Genomic DNA, 17,223 nt, shown 5'->3' with positions numbered 1-17,223 from the left:
CCCGTCCATCGGGCTGCACCGCGGACCGCTCGCGGAGTACCCTTCCTTGATCGTTGGGACGGGGTCTCCCCGAAGGTGCTCCGGGGGAGCGGAAGGCGGTGCGCGGGTGGGCTCGGGAGGGCTGGAGCTGCCTCCTGGTGACGACGGTCACCAGGGGACCTCCACGGACGTCCCGCCCGGTGCGGTGTCCCTGGCACGGCCGATGAGCGCGGGCGCGATCGGCCCGGAGCTGGACTGGGACGCCGACTCCTGGCACGAGGTGCGCACCCGCGCGCAGCGGGCGGGCCGGGCCTACATCTGGCTCAACCTCGTCGAACAGCGGCTGCGCGCGGTCGTGGCCGCCGTCCTCAGGCCGGTCTACGAGCCCGTCCACGGCGACGACTGGGTGGTCGCCGCGGCCGGACCGGCGGGCCAGGAGTGGGTGCAGCGGGCCGTCGCCGTGCGCGAGGTGAGCCGCCGCAAGGGCTACCTGCTCGACCCGGCGGACGACAACGTGCTCAGCTTCCTCACCCTGCCGCAGCTGCGCGAGCTGATGGTGCAGCACTGGCCCTGCTTCGAGCCCTACGTCGACGAACGCCGGGACGTCGAACTGGCCCTGGACGAGCTGGAGGTCACCCGCAACGTGGTCTCCCGCAACCGGGCGCTGTCCGAGGCCGTCCTGAACCAGGCCGAGCGGGCGTCGGCGCGACTCCTGGAGGTGCTCGGCGCGGGCAGCGACGTGCCGTCCGCGCGGCGGCTGCCGGTCGACGCGGTGGAGGACCTGGTCGGCGACCGGTACGCCGACGTGGTCGCGGTCCACTCGGACCGGGTCCGGCTGCTGCGCCAGTTCCCCGCCGAGGACCTCTTCGGCAACGCGCGACGGGTGGACGCCCTCGGTATCGGCCTCAACCTGCTCGTGCAGAACTTCTCCGGCCGGCGCCTGCTGCGGCTGGCCGAGTCCGGCGGCCGGGTGCGGCTGCTCTTCCTGAACCCGGCGTCGAGCGCGATCAAGCGCCGCGAGCGCGAACTGGGCATCAAGCGGGGCGAGCTGAGCCGCGCCGTGGAGATGAACATCCTGCACATGCGCCGGGTGCGCGCCCGGCTGCGGGACCCGGGCGCGTTCGAGATCCAGGTCTTCGACGAGACACCCCGCTTCACCGCCTACCTGGTCGACGGGGACGGCGTCGACGGGATCGCCGTCGTCCAGTCCTATCTGCGCCGGACGCGGGGGATGGAGGCGCCGGTGCTGGTGCTGCGCAACGGGCGCAACGGCGGCAAGGTCGTGAAGTCGGACCAGCTCGACGAAAGCGGACTTTTCCCCACCTATCGCGAAGAGTTCGAGCTGATGTGGGCGGATTCGCGACCCGTCTCGTGAACGTCGGCGCCGGGCCGGGCGCGGGCGCAAGCGGAATGCGATCCTCTGATTGTCAGTGGCCCGTGGGAAGGTGGGGACCACTGGGGGACGCACCACCAAGAAGGGGGACCGCCCATGGGCTGGCACCGACAGCTGCTGATCGGCTTCGACCTGGAGACGACGGGCACCGACCCGCGCGAGGCGCGCATCGTCACGGGGGCCGTGATCGAGGTCGTGGGCGGGGAGCCGCGCGGACGCCGGGAGTGGCTGGCCGACCCCGGTGTGGAGATCCCGGCGGACGCGGTGGCGGTGCACGGCATCAGCAACGAGCGGGCGGCCACCGAGGGCCGCCCCGCCGACCAGGTCGCCGACGCCATCGCCGGTGTGCTGGCCGACCATTGGAAGACAGGGGTCCCGGTCGTCGCCTACAACGCGGCCTTCGACCTCACCCTGCTCTCCGCCGAGCTGCGGCGCCACGGACTGCCGTCCCTGCGCGACCGCCTGGGCGGCCTGGACCCGGCCCCCGTCATCGACCCGTACACCATCGACCGCTCCGTCGACCGGTACCGCCGCGGCAAACGCAACCTGGAAGCGGTCTGCCAGGAGTACGGCGTCCCGCTCGACGCCGCCCACGACGCCACGGCCGACGCCCTCGCCGCGGCCCGCCTGGCCTGCGCGATAGCCGACCGGCACCCCAAGGTCGCCTCCCTCGGCCCGGCCGACCTGCACCACCGTCAGATCGAGTGGTATGCCGAGTGGGCGGCGGACTTCCAGAGCTTCCTGCGCCGCAAGGGCGACGCCACGGCGGTCGTCGACGGCAGATGGCCGGTGCGCGAACCGGCCGACGAGCGGGTCTGACCCGGCCCCGGCCCGGCGGGCGAGGGGCAGTCAGAAGGGGTACCAGCGCACCGCCGGATCGCCGTCCCGCAGCGACGCCACCCGGCGTTCGAACTCGGCCAGGGCCTTCGGGTTGCCCGGCGCGTGCTGGGCGACCCACGCGCAGCTGGCCGTCTCCCGGGCGCCGCGCAGCACCGCGCAGCCGTCCCACTCGCGCACGTCCCAGCCGTAGGTCCCGGTGAAGCCGTCGTACGCCTCCGCGGGCAGCCCGTAGCGGTCCCGGCTGAGGGCCATCACCACCAGATCGTGCTCGCGCAGGTCGGCGGAGAAGGTCTCCAGGTCGACCAGGACCGGACCGTCGGGGCCGACGTGCACGTTGCGGGGCAGGGCGTCCCCGTGGATCGGGCCCCGCGGCAGACGGGGGGTGAGCGCGGCGGCGGCCGTCGCGAAGCCGTCGCGCCGCTCGCGCAGGAACGCGGCGTCCGCCGGGTCGATCACGTCACCCGCCAGCCGCAGCCAGCGTTCCACGCCGCCCAGCAGTTCGCGGGGCGGCAGGGCGAAGGAGGGGGAGGGCAGCGCGTGGACCAGCCGGAGCAGGGCGGCCACGTCCCGCGGCTCGGTGGGCCGCACCGGGTCCGGCAGCCGTCGCCACAGCGTCACCGGGTGCCCGTCGACGAAGAGCGCCGTGGGGTCGGCCGCCCGCACCGCCGGCACACCGGCCTGCTCCAGCCACACCGCCACGGCCAGTTCCCGGCGCGCCCGGTCGAGCAGCTCGGCTTCGCGACCCACCTTGACCGCCAGGTCACCGGCGACGAACACCGCGTTCTCGCCCAGCGCGAGCAGCCGCGCCTCCCTCACCGGGCCGGAGAGCACTCCCGCCGCGGCCAGCACCTCCCGAGCCCGTGCCTCGTCCATCGTCCCGCGCCTCCGTGTCCCTGTCCGTGTCGTCGGCCGGGTCCGCCGGGCCGGCCGGATCCGCCGGGTCCGTCCGGCCCGCGGGGTCCGTCCGGTCCGCCGCAATCCCGCCATCCGTCGGCCAGTGTCGCATTCGCACTGGTGGGAGGGTATGTCCGGGCCCTTGACGGGGCCCGGCGCCTTCACGACCATGGCCAGGCCCGTCCTGGCCGCGCGAAGGGGCTGATCATGTGACACCGGTGACCGATCCGAAGGGCCCGGCGCGCCGCGCGTCCGGCGCGAAGCGGCCCCGGCCCGGTCCCGACCACGGCGCCTGGTTCCTGGTGCTGCCCGCGCTGATCCCCATCCTGGTGCTCAGCGTCGGGCCGCTGCTCTACGGCGTCCTGCTGGCCTTCACCGACGCGCAGTCGGGACGTACCGAGCCCACCCGGTGGATCGGCACCCTGAACTTCCAGGACCTGATGCACGACACCCTGTTCTGGGAGTCGTTCCGCATCGGGCTGGTGTGGGCCGTGGGGGTGACGGTGCCGCAGTTCCTGCTCGCCCTCGGCCTCGCCCTGCTGCTCAACCAGAACCTGCGGCTGCGCTGGCTGGCCCGGGCCCTCGCCATCGTCCCCTGGGCGATGCCCGAGGTCGTCGTCGGCATCATGTGGCGGCTGGTCTACAACCCGGACGCGGGCATCCTCAACGAGACGCTGCGCGACCTCGGCCTCGGCGACGGCCGAGACTGGCTCAGCGGCCTCGCCACCGCCCTGCCCGCCGTCATCGTCGTCGGCGTCTGGGCCGGCATGCCCCAGACGACGGTCGCCCTGCTCGCCGGGTTGCAGAACACCCCGCGCGAGCTGCACGAGGCCGCCGCGGTCGACGGCGCCGGAGCCTGGCGCCGCTTCCGCACGGTCACCTGGCCCGCCCTCAGACCCGTCGCGCTCGCCATCACCGCGCTCAACCTCATCTGGAACTTCAACGCCTTCGCCCTGGTCTACGTGCTGACCAGCGGAGGCCCGGGCGGCCGGACCCGGCTGCCCATGCTGTTCGCCTACGAGGAAGCCTTCCGGTACGGGCAGTTCGGCTACGCGGCGGCGATGGGCTGCGTCATGGTGGCCGTCGTCTCGGTGCTGCTGGCGGTCTTCCTCGCCGGCCGGCTCAGGGGCGGACTCAAGGAAGGCGGCGTCGCATGAGGACCTCGACCGGTGCCCGCGCCGGGCAGTACGCCGCACTGCTCGCCTACCTCGTCTTCCTGGTCTTCCCGTTCCTCTGGCTGATCTCCACCGCGTTCAAACCGCCGCAGGAGCTGGCCGGTCTCCACCCCACGTGGATTCCGAAGGACCCCACCCTCGACAACTTCCGGCAGGCCTTCGACGAACAGCCGTTGCTGCGCGCCGCCCTCAACTCCCTGGTGGCCGCGCTCGGCGCCGCGCTGATCGCCGTGGTGATCGCCACCCCGATGGCGTACGTCATGGCCCGCCACCGCTCCCGGCTCACCAGGGCGGCGACGGGATGGGTGGTGGTCAGCCAGGCCTTCCCCTTCGTCCTGGTGATCATCCCGCTCTTCCTGGTGCTGAAGAACCTGCACCTGATCAACTCCGTGCCGGGACTGGTGATGGTGTACGTCGTCTGGTCGCTGCCCTTCGCGCTGTGGATGCTCACCGGGTACGTCCGGGCCGTGCCGCCCGAACTGGAGGAGGCGGCGGCGGTGGACGGCGCCGGGCGGCTGCGCACGCTCGTCTCGGTCACCGCGCCGCTGCTCGCGCCGGGCATCGTGGCCACGGCGCTGTTCGCGTTCATCACCGCGTGGAACGAGTTCTTCTTCGCGCTGGTGCTGCTGAAGACTCCGGAGAAACAGACCCTGCCGGTGATCCTCACCCACTTCATCGGCGCCGAGGGCGTCGCCGACCTGGGCCCGCTCGCGGCGGCGGCCTTCCTCGCGACGCTGCCCTCCCTGCTGGTCTTCGCCCTCATCCAGCGACGGATCACCGGCGGCATGCTGGCCGGGGCGGTGAAGAGCTGATGCGCACGAGGACCGCGACCCTGCTGCTCTCCCTCGCCCTGCTGCTCGCCGGCTGCACGGACGGCGGCGACGACTCCGCGGACGGCCGCGTCACGCTGCGCTTCCAGTCGCTCGCCTGGCAGGAGGAGTCCGTGGCGGCCACCAAGGAGCTGGTGCGCGAGTGGAACGCCACGCACCCGGACGTGCGGGTCGAGTACGTCCAGGGCAGCTGGGACAGCGTCCACGACCAGCTCCTCACCTCCTTCGAGGGCGGCGAGGCGCCCGACGTCATCCACGACGCCTCCGACGACCTCGCGGACTTCGCCTACGGCGGCTACCTCGCCGACCTCTCGGACCTGCTGCCCGAGCGGCTGGAGGCCGACATCCCGCGGCGGACGTGGGAGACGGTCACCTTCGGCGACGGCGTCTACGGCGTGCCCTTCCTCCAGGAACCGCGCGTCCTGATCGCCAACGCCGACCTGCTGCGGGAGTCGGGCGTGCGGATACCGACACCCGAACGCCCCTGGACCTGGCCGGAGTTCCGGCGGGTGACGAAGCAGCTGAGCGGCGACGGGCGGTACGGCGTGGCCTGGCCGCTCAAGGAGCCGGTGTCGGCCACGCTCAACCTGTCGCTGTCCACCGGCGGACAGCTCTTCCACCGCGGCGCCGACGGCAAGGTCACCGTCCGGTTCGAGGAGGCCGACCAGGTCGTGCCCCGCACCGTCCGCGACCAGGTCAACACCGACCACAGCGCCTCCGCCACCACCCTGGGCAGCGGCGGCTCCGACACCCTGCCGGGTTTCTTCGCGGGCAAGTACGCGATGGTGCCGCTCGGCTTTGCCTACCGCCAGCAGATCGAGCAGCAGGCACCCGACGGCTTCGACTGGCAGGTGCTGCCCGCGCCGGCCGGCGCCGAGGGGCTCGACCAGGGCGTCAGCCCGCAGACGCTGTCGATCGCCGAGGACAGCCCGCACAAGGAGGAGGCCGCCGCGTTCGTCGACTTCCTCCTCCAGCCGGACAACATGGTGCGCCTCGCCCTCGGCGACTGGATGCTGCCCACCGGCACCGAGGCCCTGAAGGACCCCGCCCTGCACACGGCCGAGCACGGCTGGGCCACCGGCACCGCCCTCGCCGCCCACCTGCGCCCGGCGCCCGCCCAGTCCGTCCGGGGCTACCCCGAGTGGAAGGACAAGGTGGCGACCCCGGCGCTCCAGGAGTACTACAGCGGGGCGATCGGCCTCGGCGAGCTGCGCGGGAGGCTGGAGGACGACGGCAACCTCGTCCTCGCCCGCTACCAACGCTGACCGTCCCGTGCCCGACCGTCGGCCGTCGGTCACCGGTCGTCGGATATCGGCCGTCGGCGGCCGTGACGCGGATAATCCGTTGCCCGGCCGCCGAGGCACCGCCTAGGGTCGGCTCCGTGGGAGCCTTCAACGCGATCTACCACTCCGGTCCCGGCCGGGGCTGCACGCACTCCGTCAGGATGCGTCGCCGCCCCGGAGCCCTGACCGGCCCGGGGACCCCCCGCCGCTGACGCAGCGCGGCGGGGCTGAGCCTCCGCATCTCCTTTCCCCCTCGTCCTCCGGTCAGGGCCTTCGCATGCCCTTCTCCCCTGCACGGAAGACAAGGACCGCAGGCCATGGCCCGCCCCACCCAGCGTGCCCGCACGCTCTCGCAGAACTTCCTCGCCGATCGCGCCGCCGCCTCGCACGTCGCCCGGCTGACCGCCCCCGACCCCCGGCACCCGCCGCTCGTCCTCGAGGTGGGCGCCGGCAAGGGCGCCCTCACCGAGCCGCTCGCCCGCCGCAGCCGGGAGCTGCACGCCTACGAGATCGACTCCCGGCTCGTCCCCGGGCTGCGCACCCGCTTCGCCACCGCACCCCATGTCCGCGTCGTCGAAGGCGACTTCCTCGCCGCGCGGGCCCCCCGGACGCCCTTCTCCGTCGCCGGGAACGTGCCCTTCTCCCGCACGGCGGACATCGTCGACTGGTGCCTCGGCGCACCCACCCTCACCGACGCCACCCTGATCACCCAGCTGGAGTACGCGCGCAAGCGCACCGGGGACTACGGCCGTTGGTCCCTCCTGACGGTCCGCACCTGGCCCCACCACGAGTGGCGCCTGAGGGGACGCGTCAGCCGCCACGGATTCCGCCCGGCGCCCCGCGTCGACGCCGGCGTCCTGCGGATCGAACGCCGCCCCGTCCCCCTGGTCCCCGGCGCCGCCCTGCCCGGCTGGTGGGATCTGGTCGAGCTGGGCTTCTCGGGAGTCGGCGGCTCGCTGCACGCGTCCCTGCGCCGGGCCCACCCCCGGCGCCGGGTCGACGCGGCGTTCCGGGCGGCCAGGCTGGACCCCGGGGTGCTCGTCGGCGAGGTGGCACCGGCGCGGTGGCTGCGCCTGCACGAGGAGCTGGCGGCGTGAGACGAAGCGATTTGCACGAGACGTATCGTCTTGACTACGCTCCGCGCATGCACGATCCCGCTCATATCGCCATGTTCTCCATCGCCGCGCACGGCCACGTGAATCCCAGCCTGGAAGTGATCCGGGAACTCGTCGCGCGCGGGCACCGGGTGACCTACGCGATCCCGCCGCTCTTCGCCGGGAAGGTCGCCGAGACGGGCGCCGAACCCAAGCTGTGGAGGAGCACGCTGCCCGGCCCCGACGCCGACCCGGACGCCTGGGGGACCACACTGCTGGACAACGTCGAGCCGTTCCTCGACGACGCGATCCAGGCACTCCCGCAGCTCGTCGAGGCGTACGAGGGCGACGAGCCGGACCTGGTCCTGCACGACATCACCTCGTACCCGGCCCGCGTCCTCGCCCACCGCTGGGGAGTCCCCGCCGTCTCGCTGTCGCCGAACCTGGTCGCCTGGGAGGGATACGAGGAGGAGGTCGGCCGGCCGACGTGGGAGGAGCCGCTGAAGACCGAGCGCGGCCGGGCGTACGACGCCCGCTTCCGCGGCTGGCTGAAGGAGAACGGGATCACCGAGGACCCCGACCCCTTCGTCGGCCGTCCCGACCGGTCGCTGGTGCTCATCCCGAAGGCGCTCCAGCCGCACGCCGACCGGGTCGACGAGAAGACGCACACCTTCGTCGGCGCCTGCCAGGGCGACCGCGCCGCCGAAGGCGACTGGCGGCGTCCCGAGGGCGCGGAGAAGGTCGTCCTCGTCTCGCTCGGGTCCTCCTTCACCAAGCGGCCGGCGTTCTACCGGGCGTGCGTCGAGGCGTTCGGCGAGCTGCCCGGCTGGCACGTGGTGCTCCAGATCGGCCGACACGTCGACGCCGCCGAGCTGGGCGACGTACCGGGCAACGTGGAGGTCCGTTCCTGGGTGCCGCAGCTGGCGATCCTCAAGCAGGCCGACCTGTTCGTCACGCACGCGGGCGCGGGCGGCAGCCAGGAGGGCCTCGCCACCGCCACGCCGATAATCGCGGTACCGCAGGCCGTGGACCAGTTCGGCAACGCGGACATGCTCCAGGGGCTCGGCGTCGCCCGCCACCTGCCCACCGGGGAGGCCACCGCCGAGGCGCTGCGCACCGCGGGCCTCGCCCTGGTCGGGGACCCGGAGGTGGCCCGGCGGCTGAAGGAGATCCAGGCGGAGATGGCGCAGGAGGGCGGCACCCGGCGGGCCGCCGACCTGATCGAGGCGGAGCTGGCGGCGGCCAGGAGCTGACCCGACCGGGGGAGGGGACGCCGAGGGCCCGCCGGTTCCACGGAACCGGCGGGCCCTCCGTTCGCTCTCGGTGCCCAGGAGGCTCAGACCCCGATCCGCTCGCCCCGCTCCCCGCGCTCGCCCTCGTCGTCCCGGGCCGCGGGCGCGACCGCCTCGGGCGCCTCGTCGTGGGTGAGGTCGGGCAGCCGGTGCAGCCACTTCGGCAGGTACCAGTTGCGCTCGCCCAGCAGGGCCATCACGGCCGGCAGCAGGACGCCCCGGATGATCGTCGCGTCGATCAGCACCGCCGCCGCGAGGCCCACGCCCATCTGCTTCATGGACTGCATGGACAGCGTGCCGAAGATGGCGAACACGGCGACCATGATGACCGCGGCGCTGGTGACGACGCCGGCCGTGGTGACCACCCCGTGCCGGATCGCGTCCCCGGTGGTCCGCCCGCGCAGCCGCGCCTCGCGGATCCGCGAGACCACGAACACGTGGTAGTCCATCGACAGGCCGAACAGGATCACGAAGAGGAACAGCGGCAGCCAGGAGATGATGGCGCCGACCCCCTCCGCGCCCACCAGCGAGGCGCCCCAGCCGTGCTGGAAGACGGCGACCAGGATGCCGTAGGCCGCGCCCACCGACAGCAGGTTGAGCACGATCGAGGTCAGCGCGATCGTCAGCGAGCGGAACGACAGCAGCATCAGCGCGAAGGCGAAGATCACCACGAACACGAAGACGGGCAGGACCGAGCCGACGAGCTGGTCGTTGAAGTCCTTCGACCCGGCGACCTGCCCGGTGATCGGGGCCTCGACGCCGTCGACCTCGCCGAGCGTCGCCGGCCGTACCTCGTCGCGCAGCCGGTCCAGGCTCTCGCCCGCCTTGTCCAGGTCCGAGCCGCCGACCAGCGGGACGTACACCAGGGCGACGTTCCGCTCGTCGTGCATCACGACGTCGACCGGGCCGCGCGAGGCCCCGGAGGAGACCGCCCGCTCGCGGAACTCGGCGAGCGCGTCCCTGACCTCGGGCGCGTTGATGTCGTCGGCCTTCACGACCACCTCGGCCGGGTCGGAACCGCCGGGGAAGGACTCGTTGACGCGGTTGTACGTCTGGACGATCGGCAGCGAGTCGCCGAACTCCTGGTCCAGCGTCAGGTTCTGCGTCTTCATGCCGAGCGCGGGCGCGGCGACGGCCAGCAGGGCGCCGGTCGCCACGGCGGCGGCGAGCACCGGCTTGGCGAGCACCCGGTCCAGGACGGCCGTCCAGAACCGGCTGCCCTCGGCGGCGCCGTTCCTCCCGCGCCGGCGCAGGAAGGGGAGGCGGCCCTTCTCGACCCGCTCACCCAGCAGGGAGAGCAGCGCGGGCAGGACCGTCACCGAACCGACCATCGCGACCGCGACGACCATCAGCGAGGCCAGCCCCATCGCCTCGAACTCGGCGATGCCGGTGAAGAGCATGCCCGCCATCGCCACGCACACCGTGACACCGGAGACGACGATCGCCCGGCCACTGGTGGCGGCGGCGATCCGCAGGGCCGTCTGCGCGTCGCGTCCGGCGGCGCGCTCCTCGCGTTCGCGGCGCAGGTAGAACAGGCAGTAGTCGACGCCCACGGCCAGACCGACCAGCAGCATCACCGAGTTGGCGGTCTCGCTCATCGGCTGGAAGTGGCTGACCAGCCCCATCAGACCCATCGTCGCCATGATCGCGGTGATCGCCAGCGCCACCGGGACCAGCGCCGCCACCAGCGCGCCGAACGCGACGAGCAGGATGCCGAGGGCCACCGGCACCGCGGAGTACTCGGCCTTCTTGAAGTCGTCGCCGAACGCGTCGTCGAACGTCTTCATCATGCTGGCGCCGCCGATCTCCTCGATCCGCAGCGAGCCGTGCTCCTCCTGGACGCCCTCGACGGCCTTCAGCACCGGCTCGACCCGCTCGCCCGCGGTGTCCGCCTCGCCCCGCATGTCGAACTGGACCAGTGCGCTGCGGCCGTCCTTCGAGATCGTCTTCGTGTCGTACGGGGAGGACACGCCGGTCACCTCGCCGGTGTCCTCCACCGCCGCCATCACCGCGGTCACCGCGGCACGGAACTCGGCGTCGGTGGCCTTCAGCCCGCCGTCCTTCGCCTGGACCAGGACGGTCTCCCCGGCCGGTTCCTCGATCCCGGCGTCCTCGATGATCCTCGCGGCGGTGTGCGTCTCGCCGCTCAGCTGGTCGCTGTCCTTGACGTCGACCCGCCCGGCCGCCGAGCCGAGCCCCATCGCCAGGACGACGAACAGCACCCAGATCCCCACGGCAGCCCATCGGTGCCGGGCGCTCCAGCCGCCGGCCCGGGCGGCTATGCCCCGCACCCGTGCTTCTTTCCCCATGACGGGCTTGCCCCCTTGTGAGCGGTGACAGCCCCCTGCCGTCACCTTCCTCCTCGAAGGTAGGGGCCGGATAAAGCCATCTCGTCGTGCTCCCCGGTGACCCGCGGCGGCGCCGGCTCATCCCCTTGTACCGACGTTCCTCACCGCTGAGGAGGACATGGTCCCCTACATCTATCGGGACCGGTCCGGGTGGTGACCGGGGCGCGGCGCCGCTTCCCCGCGTCTTTCGAAGAGTTGTTGAATAAGTCACAGGCGCGCGTAGTGGTTGAAGCCCGCGCACCGCATCGGCGAGAGTGGCGCGCACGTCCGCTCGGCGCGGACGCGGCCGTCGTGCCCACCCCCACGGGGCACGACGGCCGCCTTATGGTGTGCGCATGACGACGATGTACGCGGCGCTGCTGCGCGGGGTCAACGTGGGCGGCGCGAGGAAGCTCCCGATGGCGGAGCTGCGCGCCCTCCTGGTGGATCTCGGCCACGACCGTGTGAGCACCTATCTCCAGAGCGGGCAGGCCGTGTTCGCGTCCGGCGGCGACGAGGAGTCCCTGGCCGCCGAGTTGTCGTCGGCGGTCGAGAAGCGCTTCGGCTTCGCCGTGGACGTGCTCGTGCGCGACCACGCCTATCTGCAGGGCATCGCGGACGCCTGCCCGTTCCCGGCCGCCGACCTGGAGGCCAAGCAGCTCCACGTCACCTACTTCTCCGCGCCGGTGGACGAGGAACGCTTCGCGGCGATCGACCGGGCGGGTTTCCTCCCCGAGGAGTTCCGCCTCACCGACCGCGCCCTCTACCTCTACGCACCCGAGGGCCTCGGCCGCTCCAAGCTCGCCGAGGCCCTCGCCAGGCCCCGCGTGAACAAGGGCCTGACCGCCACCACCCGCAACTGGAACACCGTCGTCAAGCTGGTGGAGATGACCTCCGGCTAGCGCACCGACGGGTCCCCGGAGACGTACGGGCGCGAGGTCAGGCGCCCACCGCCGTCAGCACCGGCGCCCGCGCCCGGTCGTACCGGCGCAGCAGCACCCGCGCGACCTCCGGCGCGGGACCTAGGACGTCGGCCAGCACGTCGGCCCCGGCCGCGCCCCGCGCGATGCGGTCCGGCAGGAACCCGGGGGCCAGGACGTAGGGGGCGACGGCGACGCGCGGGCAGCCCAGCTCCCGCAGTTCCCGTACCGCGTCCTCGGTGCGGGGGAGGGATGCGGAGGCGAACGCAGGCCGCACGGCGCACCAACCGGTGTGCCGCCACTCCCGCGCGATTTCTGCGATCACTGCGATCGCCTCCGGGTCGGAGGACCCCGCCGAGGCCAGCACGACCCCGGTCGAGGACTTGTCGGCGGGCGTCAGGCCCGCCTCGTACAGGCGCCGTTCCAGCGCCGACAGCAGCAGGGGGGAGGGGCCGAGCACGTCCGCCTGCCGGATCCGCAGGCGCGGCGGCGCGTCCGCGAGGACCGCCGGGATGTCCGCCTTGGCGTGGAAGGCGCGGGTCAGCAGCAGCGGCAGCGCCACCACGTCCCGCACGCCCTCCGTCTCCAGGGACTCCAGCACGCCCTGCACCGAGGGCACGTTGAAGTCCAGGAAGCCGGTCTCCACCCGGACGTCCGGCCGCAGCGCCCGGACCCGGCGGACCAGGGCGTGCACGGTCGCGGCGTGCCGCGGGTCGCGGCTGCCGTGGGCGATGACCAGGAGGACCGGAGCGGACACGACCGTCGTCAGCCCTTCACCAGCAGGCCGCGGCTGCGCAGCACCCACCGCTCCAGCGGACTGAAGATCAGCAGGTCGATGGCGATGCCCACGGTCAGGATCAGCAGGATGGCCTCGAAGACCATGGCCATGTCGCTGGCGTTGCGGCCGTTCTCCAGCAACTGGCCGAGGCCCACCCCGAGGTCGGGGAAGGAGGCGATGATCTCGGCGGCCATCAGGGACCGCCAGGAGAACGCCCAGCCCTGCTTCAGACCGGCCACGTAACCCGGCAGCGCGGCCGGGAGGACGACGTGCCAGGTGCCCTTCAGCCCCGTCGCGCCCAGCGTGCGGCCGGCGCGCAGGAAGAGCGGGGACACCTGGTCCACGCCCGACACCAGGCCGTTGGCGATGGACGGCACCGCGCCGAGCAGGATCACCGCGTACATCATCTTGTCGTTCAGGCCCAGCCAGATCACGGCCGGCGGCACCCAGGCCACCGAGGGCAGCGACTGGAGCCCGGAGAGGATCGGGCCGATCGCCGCGCGCACGAACTTCACCCGCGCCACCAGCAGCCCCAGCGGGGTGCCGATCAGCAGCGCGAGGCAGAAGCCGAACAGACCGCGCGAGACGCTGGTCCAGATGTAGCCGAGCAGCTCGCCCTCCAGCCACGCCTGGCGGACCACGTCCCACACCGCGGACGGGGCGGGCAGCTTGGTCGGGTCGTCGACCACCTCGAAGGAGACGAGTCCCTGCCACACCGCCAGCACCAGCAGGACGGCGAGGGCGGGCGGCAGGATCTTCTCCACGAAGGTCTGCCGGAAGGGCTTGCGGCGCTGCTGCACCGTCTCCAGTGCGTCCAGGCCGGCCTCCAGACCGGCGAGGTCGCCGCCGTCCCCGGCGCCGGCCCCCGTGTCCTTCACCGGGCGGGTCGTGTCAGTGCTGGCCATGGCGGCGGATCTCCCCACGCAGTTCTTCGGTGATCTCGACGGACAGCTCCGCCACCTCGGTGTCCTCGATGCGGCGCGGGTGCGGGATGCCGACCGTCCACTCGCGGGCGATGCGCCCGGGGCGGGAGGAGAGCAGCACCACGCGCTCGGCGAGCCGGACGGCCTCGCGCACGTTGTGCGTGACGAACAGGACGGACAGCCGCGTCTCGCGCCAGATCCGGGTCAGCTCGTCGTGCAGCACGTCCCGGGTGATGGCGTCCAGCGCCGCGAACGGCTCGTCCATCAGCAGCAGCTTGCTCTCCTGGGCGAGTGCCCGGGCCAGCGCGACCCGCTGGCGCATACCGCCCGACAGCTCGTGCACCCGCTTGCCGTGGGAGCCCTTCAGCCGGACGAGTTCGAGCAGCTCCTCCGCCTTCTCCCGGCGTTCGGCCTTGGGCACGCCCCGCAGCTTCAGGGCGAGTTCGATGTTCTTGCCCGCGGTCAGCCACGGGAACAGGGCGTGCTCCTGGAACATCAGGGCCGGCCGCCCGTCCGTGGAGATCGCGCCGGCGCTCGGCCGGTCCAGCCCCGCCACCAGGTTCAGCAGCGTGGACTTGCCGCAGCCGGAGGCCCCCAGGAGGGTGACGAACTCGCCGGGCGCGACATCGAGGGTGATGTCGTCCAGCACGAGCTGCTGCCCGGCGGGGCCCGGGAACGACTTCGAGACGTGCTCGATCCGGGCCGCGTGCGTGACCGCCGCGGTGCCCTCGTCGGCCTTGGCGAGCGTCGTGGTCGTGGCCATGGTCGTCACCTCCTGGGGATGGTCGGGATCCGGCTACTTCGCGCCGAGACCGGCGTCGTCGACCGCGGGCCTGCCCTTGGCCCCGAGGACCTTGTTGAGCGGCCGGAGGTCGTAGATGCCCTGCAGGTCGGGCTCGTCCAGCAGGCCCGCCTTGACGGCGTGCTCGGCCTGGGCGTCGAGGGTGGCGGCCAACGGGTCGTCGGTGACCTCGATCGACTGCCACGCCGGGTCCAGGACCTCGGCCGGCAGGGCCTTGCCCGTGTCCTTCTCCAGCTGCCGGTTGGCCGCGGCCTTCGCCTCGTCCGGGTTGGCCTTGATCCACTCGTTGGTCTCGACCGAGGCCTTCAGCACGGCCTCGACGGCCTTCGGGTGCTCCCTGAGGAACTTCTGCGACACGATGATGTTCGTGATCACGAACTTCTTGTCCGGCCACAGCGTCGACTCGTCCAGCAGCACCTTGCCGCCCTCGGCGACCAGCTTGGACGCGGTCGGCTCCGGCACCCAGGCGCCGTCCAGGGAACCCGCCTTGTAGGCGTCGGGCGTGACCTTGTTGTCGCTGCGGACGACCGTCACGTCGCCCTTGCCGCTCTGCGCGTCGACCTTCCAGCCCTGCTCGGCGACCCAGTTGAGGAACGCCACGTCCTGCGTGTTGCCGAGCTGCGGGGTGGCGATGCGCTTGCCCTTGACGTCCTTCAGCGACTTGATCTTCTCGGGGTTCACCACCAGCTTCACCCCGCCCGAGGCCGAACCGCCGATGATCCGCAGGTTCTTGCCGCCGGACTTGGTGTATCCGTTGATCGACGGGGAGGGGCCGATCCAGCCGATGTCGATGGAGCCGGAGTTCAGGGCCTCGATCTCGGACGGGCCGGCGTTGAAGGTCGCGTACTTGGCCTCGGTGGCGCCCAGCGCCTTCTGGAAGAAGCCCTTCTGGTTGCCGACCAGGGCGGTGGCGTGGGTGACGTTGCCGAAGTAGCCGATGCGGACGGAGTCGAGACCGTCGATCTTCTCGGCGCCGGCGGCGACCTTCGCGGTGTCCTCGTCTTCGGCCTTGGAGCCGTATCCGCAGGCGGCGAGGGTGAGGAGCGGCAGGGCGGCCATGACCGCGAGGGTGCGGCGCAGAGCGGTGGTGGCAGGCACGGGAGGCTTTCCTCTCGTTGGCCCGGCGGTCACGCCTGTCGGTGGATCCGAGGTGTCAGGTCGTGGCCGGGAGGTCGGCTGGTCTTCGGCTGTGCGGGTGGGGGGTGCGGGCGCGCGAGCAGTGCGCGTACGTCACCGCGCACATCGCCCGACCCCGCCCTGCCCGCTGCCGAGGGAGCCGCTGCCGACGCGGCCGCCCTCCTTGGCGAACGTGGAGTAGAAGTCCGGGGAACGCATGGTCAGAAGTCCCACCCGTCGTCGTCCGCCGCGTCCTTGACCGGCTCCGGCGCGGCGAAGGACTCGCCGACCATCCCGGCGGTGAGCGTGGTGCCGTCGCTCGGGTCGATCAGGATGAACGACCCGGTGCGGCGGGAGTCCGCGTAGGAGTCGGCGGGCAGCGGCTCCGCGGTGCGGATCTTCACCCGGCCGATGTCGTTGGCGACGAGCTGACCGGGGTGCGGGTGCAGGGACAGGTCGTCGAGCGTGAGCCGGGCCGGGATGTCCTTGACGATCGCCTTCACCGTGCGGGTGCCGTGCTTGATGAGCACGCGGTGGCCCACGGTGAGCGGCGCGTCGGCGACGTGGCAGACCGTGGCCTCGACGTCCTGGCTGGTGGCGGGGGCGTCCTTGCTGGGCACGATCAGGTCCCCGCGCGAGACGTCGATGTCGTCCTCCAGCAGCAGCGTCACCGACTGCGGCGTCCACGCGGTGTCGACCGCGTCACCGAGCACGTCGATGCCGGACACCGTCGAGGTGCGGCCCGACGGCAGCACGGTGACCGGGTCGCCGACGCGGAAGGTGCCCGCGGCGATCTGGCCCGCGTAGCCGCGGTAGTCGGGGTGCTCGGCGGTCTGCGGCCGGATCACGTACTGCACGGGCAGCCGGGCGTGGCAGTGCGCCAGGTCGTGGCTGACCGGGACGGTCTCCAGGTGTTCCAGCACCGTCGGGCCGCCGTACCAGTCCATGACGGCCGACGGCTCCACCACGTTGTCGCCCGCGAGCGCCGAGATGGGGATCGCGGTGACCTCCGGGACGCCCAGCTCGGTCGCGTACGCCGTGAACTCCTCGGCGATGGCGGCGAACACGGGCTCCCGGTAGTCCACCAGGTCCATCTTGTTGACGGCGAGGACGACGTGCGGGACCCGCAGCAGGGCGGCGATCGCGGCGTGCCGGCGGGTCTGCTCGACGACGCCGTTGCGCGCGTCGACCAGGATCACCGTCAGCTCCGCCGTGGAGGCGCCGGTGACCATGTTCCGGGTGTACTGCACGTGCCCCGGGGTGTCGGCCAGGATGAACCGGCGGCGCGGGGTGGCGAAGTAGCGGTAGGCCACGTCGATGGTGATGCCCTGCTCCCGCTCGGCCCGCAGGCCGTCGGTGAGCAGCGCGAGGTCCGGGGCCTCCTGGCCGCGGCTGGCGGAGGCCCGCTCGACGGCCTCCAGCTGGTCGGTGAGGATCGACTTGGAGTCGTGCAGCAGGCGGCCCACCAGGGTGGACTTGCCGTCGTCGACGGACCCGGCGGTGGCGAACCGCAGCAGGGTGGTCTCGGACAGCTGCTCGACGGAGAGCGGCTCGACGGGTTCGGCGGTGCTGGTCAT

General features: G+C 72.6%; 15 protein-coding genes. 8 read left to right on the top strand and 7 right to left on the bottom strand.

What is annotated here, in order from left to right; all coding sequences use genetic code 11:
• Positions 1 to 106 precede the first annotated feature (106 nt).
• Both ACGF5T_RS22650 and ACGF5T_RS22645 read left to right on the top strand, forming a co-directional pair.
• Positions 107 to 1,354, top strand: coding sequence for an SAV2148 family HEPN domain-containing protein (locus tag ACGF5T_RS22650; RefSeq protein WP_356607465.1), 1,248 nt, complete (start codon positions 107 to 109; stop codon positions 1,352 to 1,354).
• 114 nt (positions 1,355 to 1,468) lie between these two features.
• The gene (locus tag ACGF5T_RS22645; RefSeq protein ID WP_356607463.1) at positions 1,469 to 2,191 is read left to right on the top strand and encodes a 3'-5' exonuclease; all 723 of its coding nucleotides are present in this window, start codon (positions 1,469 to 1,471) and stop codon (positions 2,189 to 2,191) included.
• 30 nt (positions 2,192 to 2,221) lie between these two features.
• On the opposite strand, the gene ACGF5T_RS22640 is transcribed toward ACGF5T_RS22645, so the two are convergent.
• Positions 2,222 to 3,085, bottom strand: a complete 864-nt coding sequence (locus ACGF5T_RS22640) for an aminoglycoside phosphotransferase family protein (RefSeq protein WP_366767747.1) — start codon at positions 3,083 to 3,085, stop codon at positions 2,222 to 2,224.
• A gap of 239 nt (positions 3,086 to 3,324) precedes the next feature.
• Here ACGF5T_RS22640 and ACGF5T_RS22635 point away from each other — a divergent pair, with 239 nt between their 5' ends.
• The 5 genes from ACGF5T_RS22635 to mgt all read left to right on the top strand — a co-directional run bounded on the left by ACGF5T_RS22635 (position 3,325) and on the right by mgt (position 8,741).
• Entirely contained in the window at positions 3,325 to 4,263 is a 939-nt protein-coding gene (locus ACGF5T_RS22635; protein ID WP_392888967.1) for a carbohydrate ABC transporter permease, read from the top strand.
• Positions 4,260 to 5,093, top strand: coding sequence for a carbohydrate ABC transporter permease (locus ACGF5T_RS22630; RefSeq protein ID WP_361009367.1), 834 nt, complete (start codon positions 4,260 to 4,262; stop codon positions 5,091 to 5,093). The genes ACGF5T_RS22635 and ACGF5T_RS22630 overlap by 4 nt, the downstream gene beginning before the upstream one ends.
• Positions 5,093 to 6,376: a sugar ABC transporter substrate-binding protein gene (locus ACGF5T_RS22625; protein WP_366767748.1), complete on the top strand. Its 1,284-nt coding sequence runs from the start codon at positions 5,093 to 5,095 to the stop codon at positions 6,374 to 6,376. Before ACGF5T_RS22630 ends, ACGF5T_RS22625 begins: the two co-directional genes overlap by 1 nt.
• A gap of 335 nt (positions 6,377 to 6,711) precedes the next feature.
• Positions 6,712 to 7,491, top strand: a complete 780-nt coding sequence (erm(O), locus tag ACGF5T_RS22620; protein WP_366767749.1) for a 23S rRNA (adenine(2058)-N(6))-methyltransferase Erm(O) — start codon at positions 6,712 to 6,714, stop codon at positions 7,489 to 7,491.
• The gene (mgt, locus tag ACGF5T_RS22615) at positions 7,488 to 8,741 is read left to right on the top strand and encodes a macrolide-inactivating glycosyltransferase (protein WP_366767750.1); all 1,254 of its coding nucleotides are present in this window, start codon (positions 7,488 to 7,490) and stop codon (positions 8,739 to 8,741) included. The genes erm(O) and mgt overlap by 4 nt, the downstream gene beginning before the upstream one ends.
• Positions 8,742 to 8,824: 83 nt before the next feature.
• Here mgt and ACGF5T_RS22610 read toward each other — a convergent pair whose 3' ends face one another.
• Positions 8,825 to 11,089, bottom strand: a complete 2,265-nt coding sequence (locus tag ACGF5T_RS22610; RefSeq protein WP_366767751.1) for an MMPL family transporter — start codon at positions 11,087 to 11,089, stop codon at positions 8,825 to 8,827.
• A gap of 374 nt (positions 11,090 to 11,463) precedes the next feature.
• On the opposite strand from ACGF5T_RS22610, the gene ACGF5T_RS22605 reads away from it, so the two are divergent.
• Positions 11,464 to 12,009 carry a DUF1697 domain-containing protein gene (locus tag ACGF5T_RS22605; protein ID WP_366767752.1) on the top strand — a complete coding sequence of 182 codons (546 nt, stop codon included), beginning with the start codon at positions 11,464 to 11,466 and terminating at the stop codon, positions 12,007 to 12,009.
• Between the two features lie 37 nt (positions 12,010 to 12,046).
• Here the strand turns inward: ACGF5T_RS22605 and ACGF5T_RS22600 are convergent, their stop codons facing one another.
• From ACGF5T_RS22600 to ACGF5T_RS22580, 5 genes are all read right to left on the bottom strand, one after another.
• Complete coding sequence (locus tag ACGF5T_RS22600) at positions 12,047 to 12,784, bottom strand: sirohydrochlorin chelatase (RefSeq protein ID WP_356607445.1); 738 nt, start codon at positions 12,782 to 12,784, stop codon at positions 12,047 to 12,049.
• Between the two features lie 8 nt (positions 12,785 to 12,792).
• Entirely contained in the window at positions 12,793 to 13,710 is a 918-nt protein-coding gene (locus tag ACGF5T_RS22595; protein WP_361009387.1) for an ABC transporter permease, read from the bottom strand.
• Positions 13,697 to 14,491, bottom strand: coding sequence for an ABC transporter ATP-binding protein (locus ACGF5T_RS22590; RefSeq protein WP_361009390.1), 795 nt, complete (start codon positions 14,489 to 14,491; stop codon positions 13,697 to 13,699). The genes ACGF5T_RS22595 and ACGF5T_RS22590 overlap by 14 nt, the downstream gene beginning before the upstream one ends.
• Positions 14,492 to 14,524: 33 nt before the next feature.
• A complete protein-coding gene (locus ACGF5T_RS22585; RefSeq protein WP_356607439.1) occupies positions 14,525 to 15,628 on the bottom strand; it encodes an aliphatic sulfonate ABC transporter substrate-binding protein in 1,104 nt (367 codons plus the stop codon).
• 239 nt (positions 15,629 to 15,867) lie between these two features.
• A complete protein-coding gene (locus ACGF5T_RS22580) occupies positions 15,868 to 17,223 on the bottom strand; it encodes a GTP-binding protein (RefSeq protein WP_356607437.1) in 1,356 nt (451 codons plus the stop codon).

It is taken from the genome of Streptomyces sp. NPDC047853 (assembly GCF_043204535.1).
GTDB lineage: Bacteria > Actinomycetota > Actinomycetes > Streptomycetales > Streptomycetaceae > Streptomyces.
The sequence above is the reverse complement of the archived record's forward strand: the minus strand, read 5'-3'. Positions and strand labels throughout refer to the sequence as shown.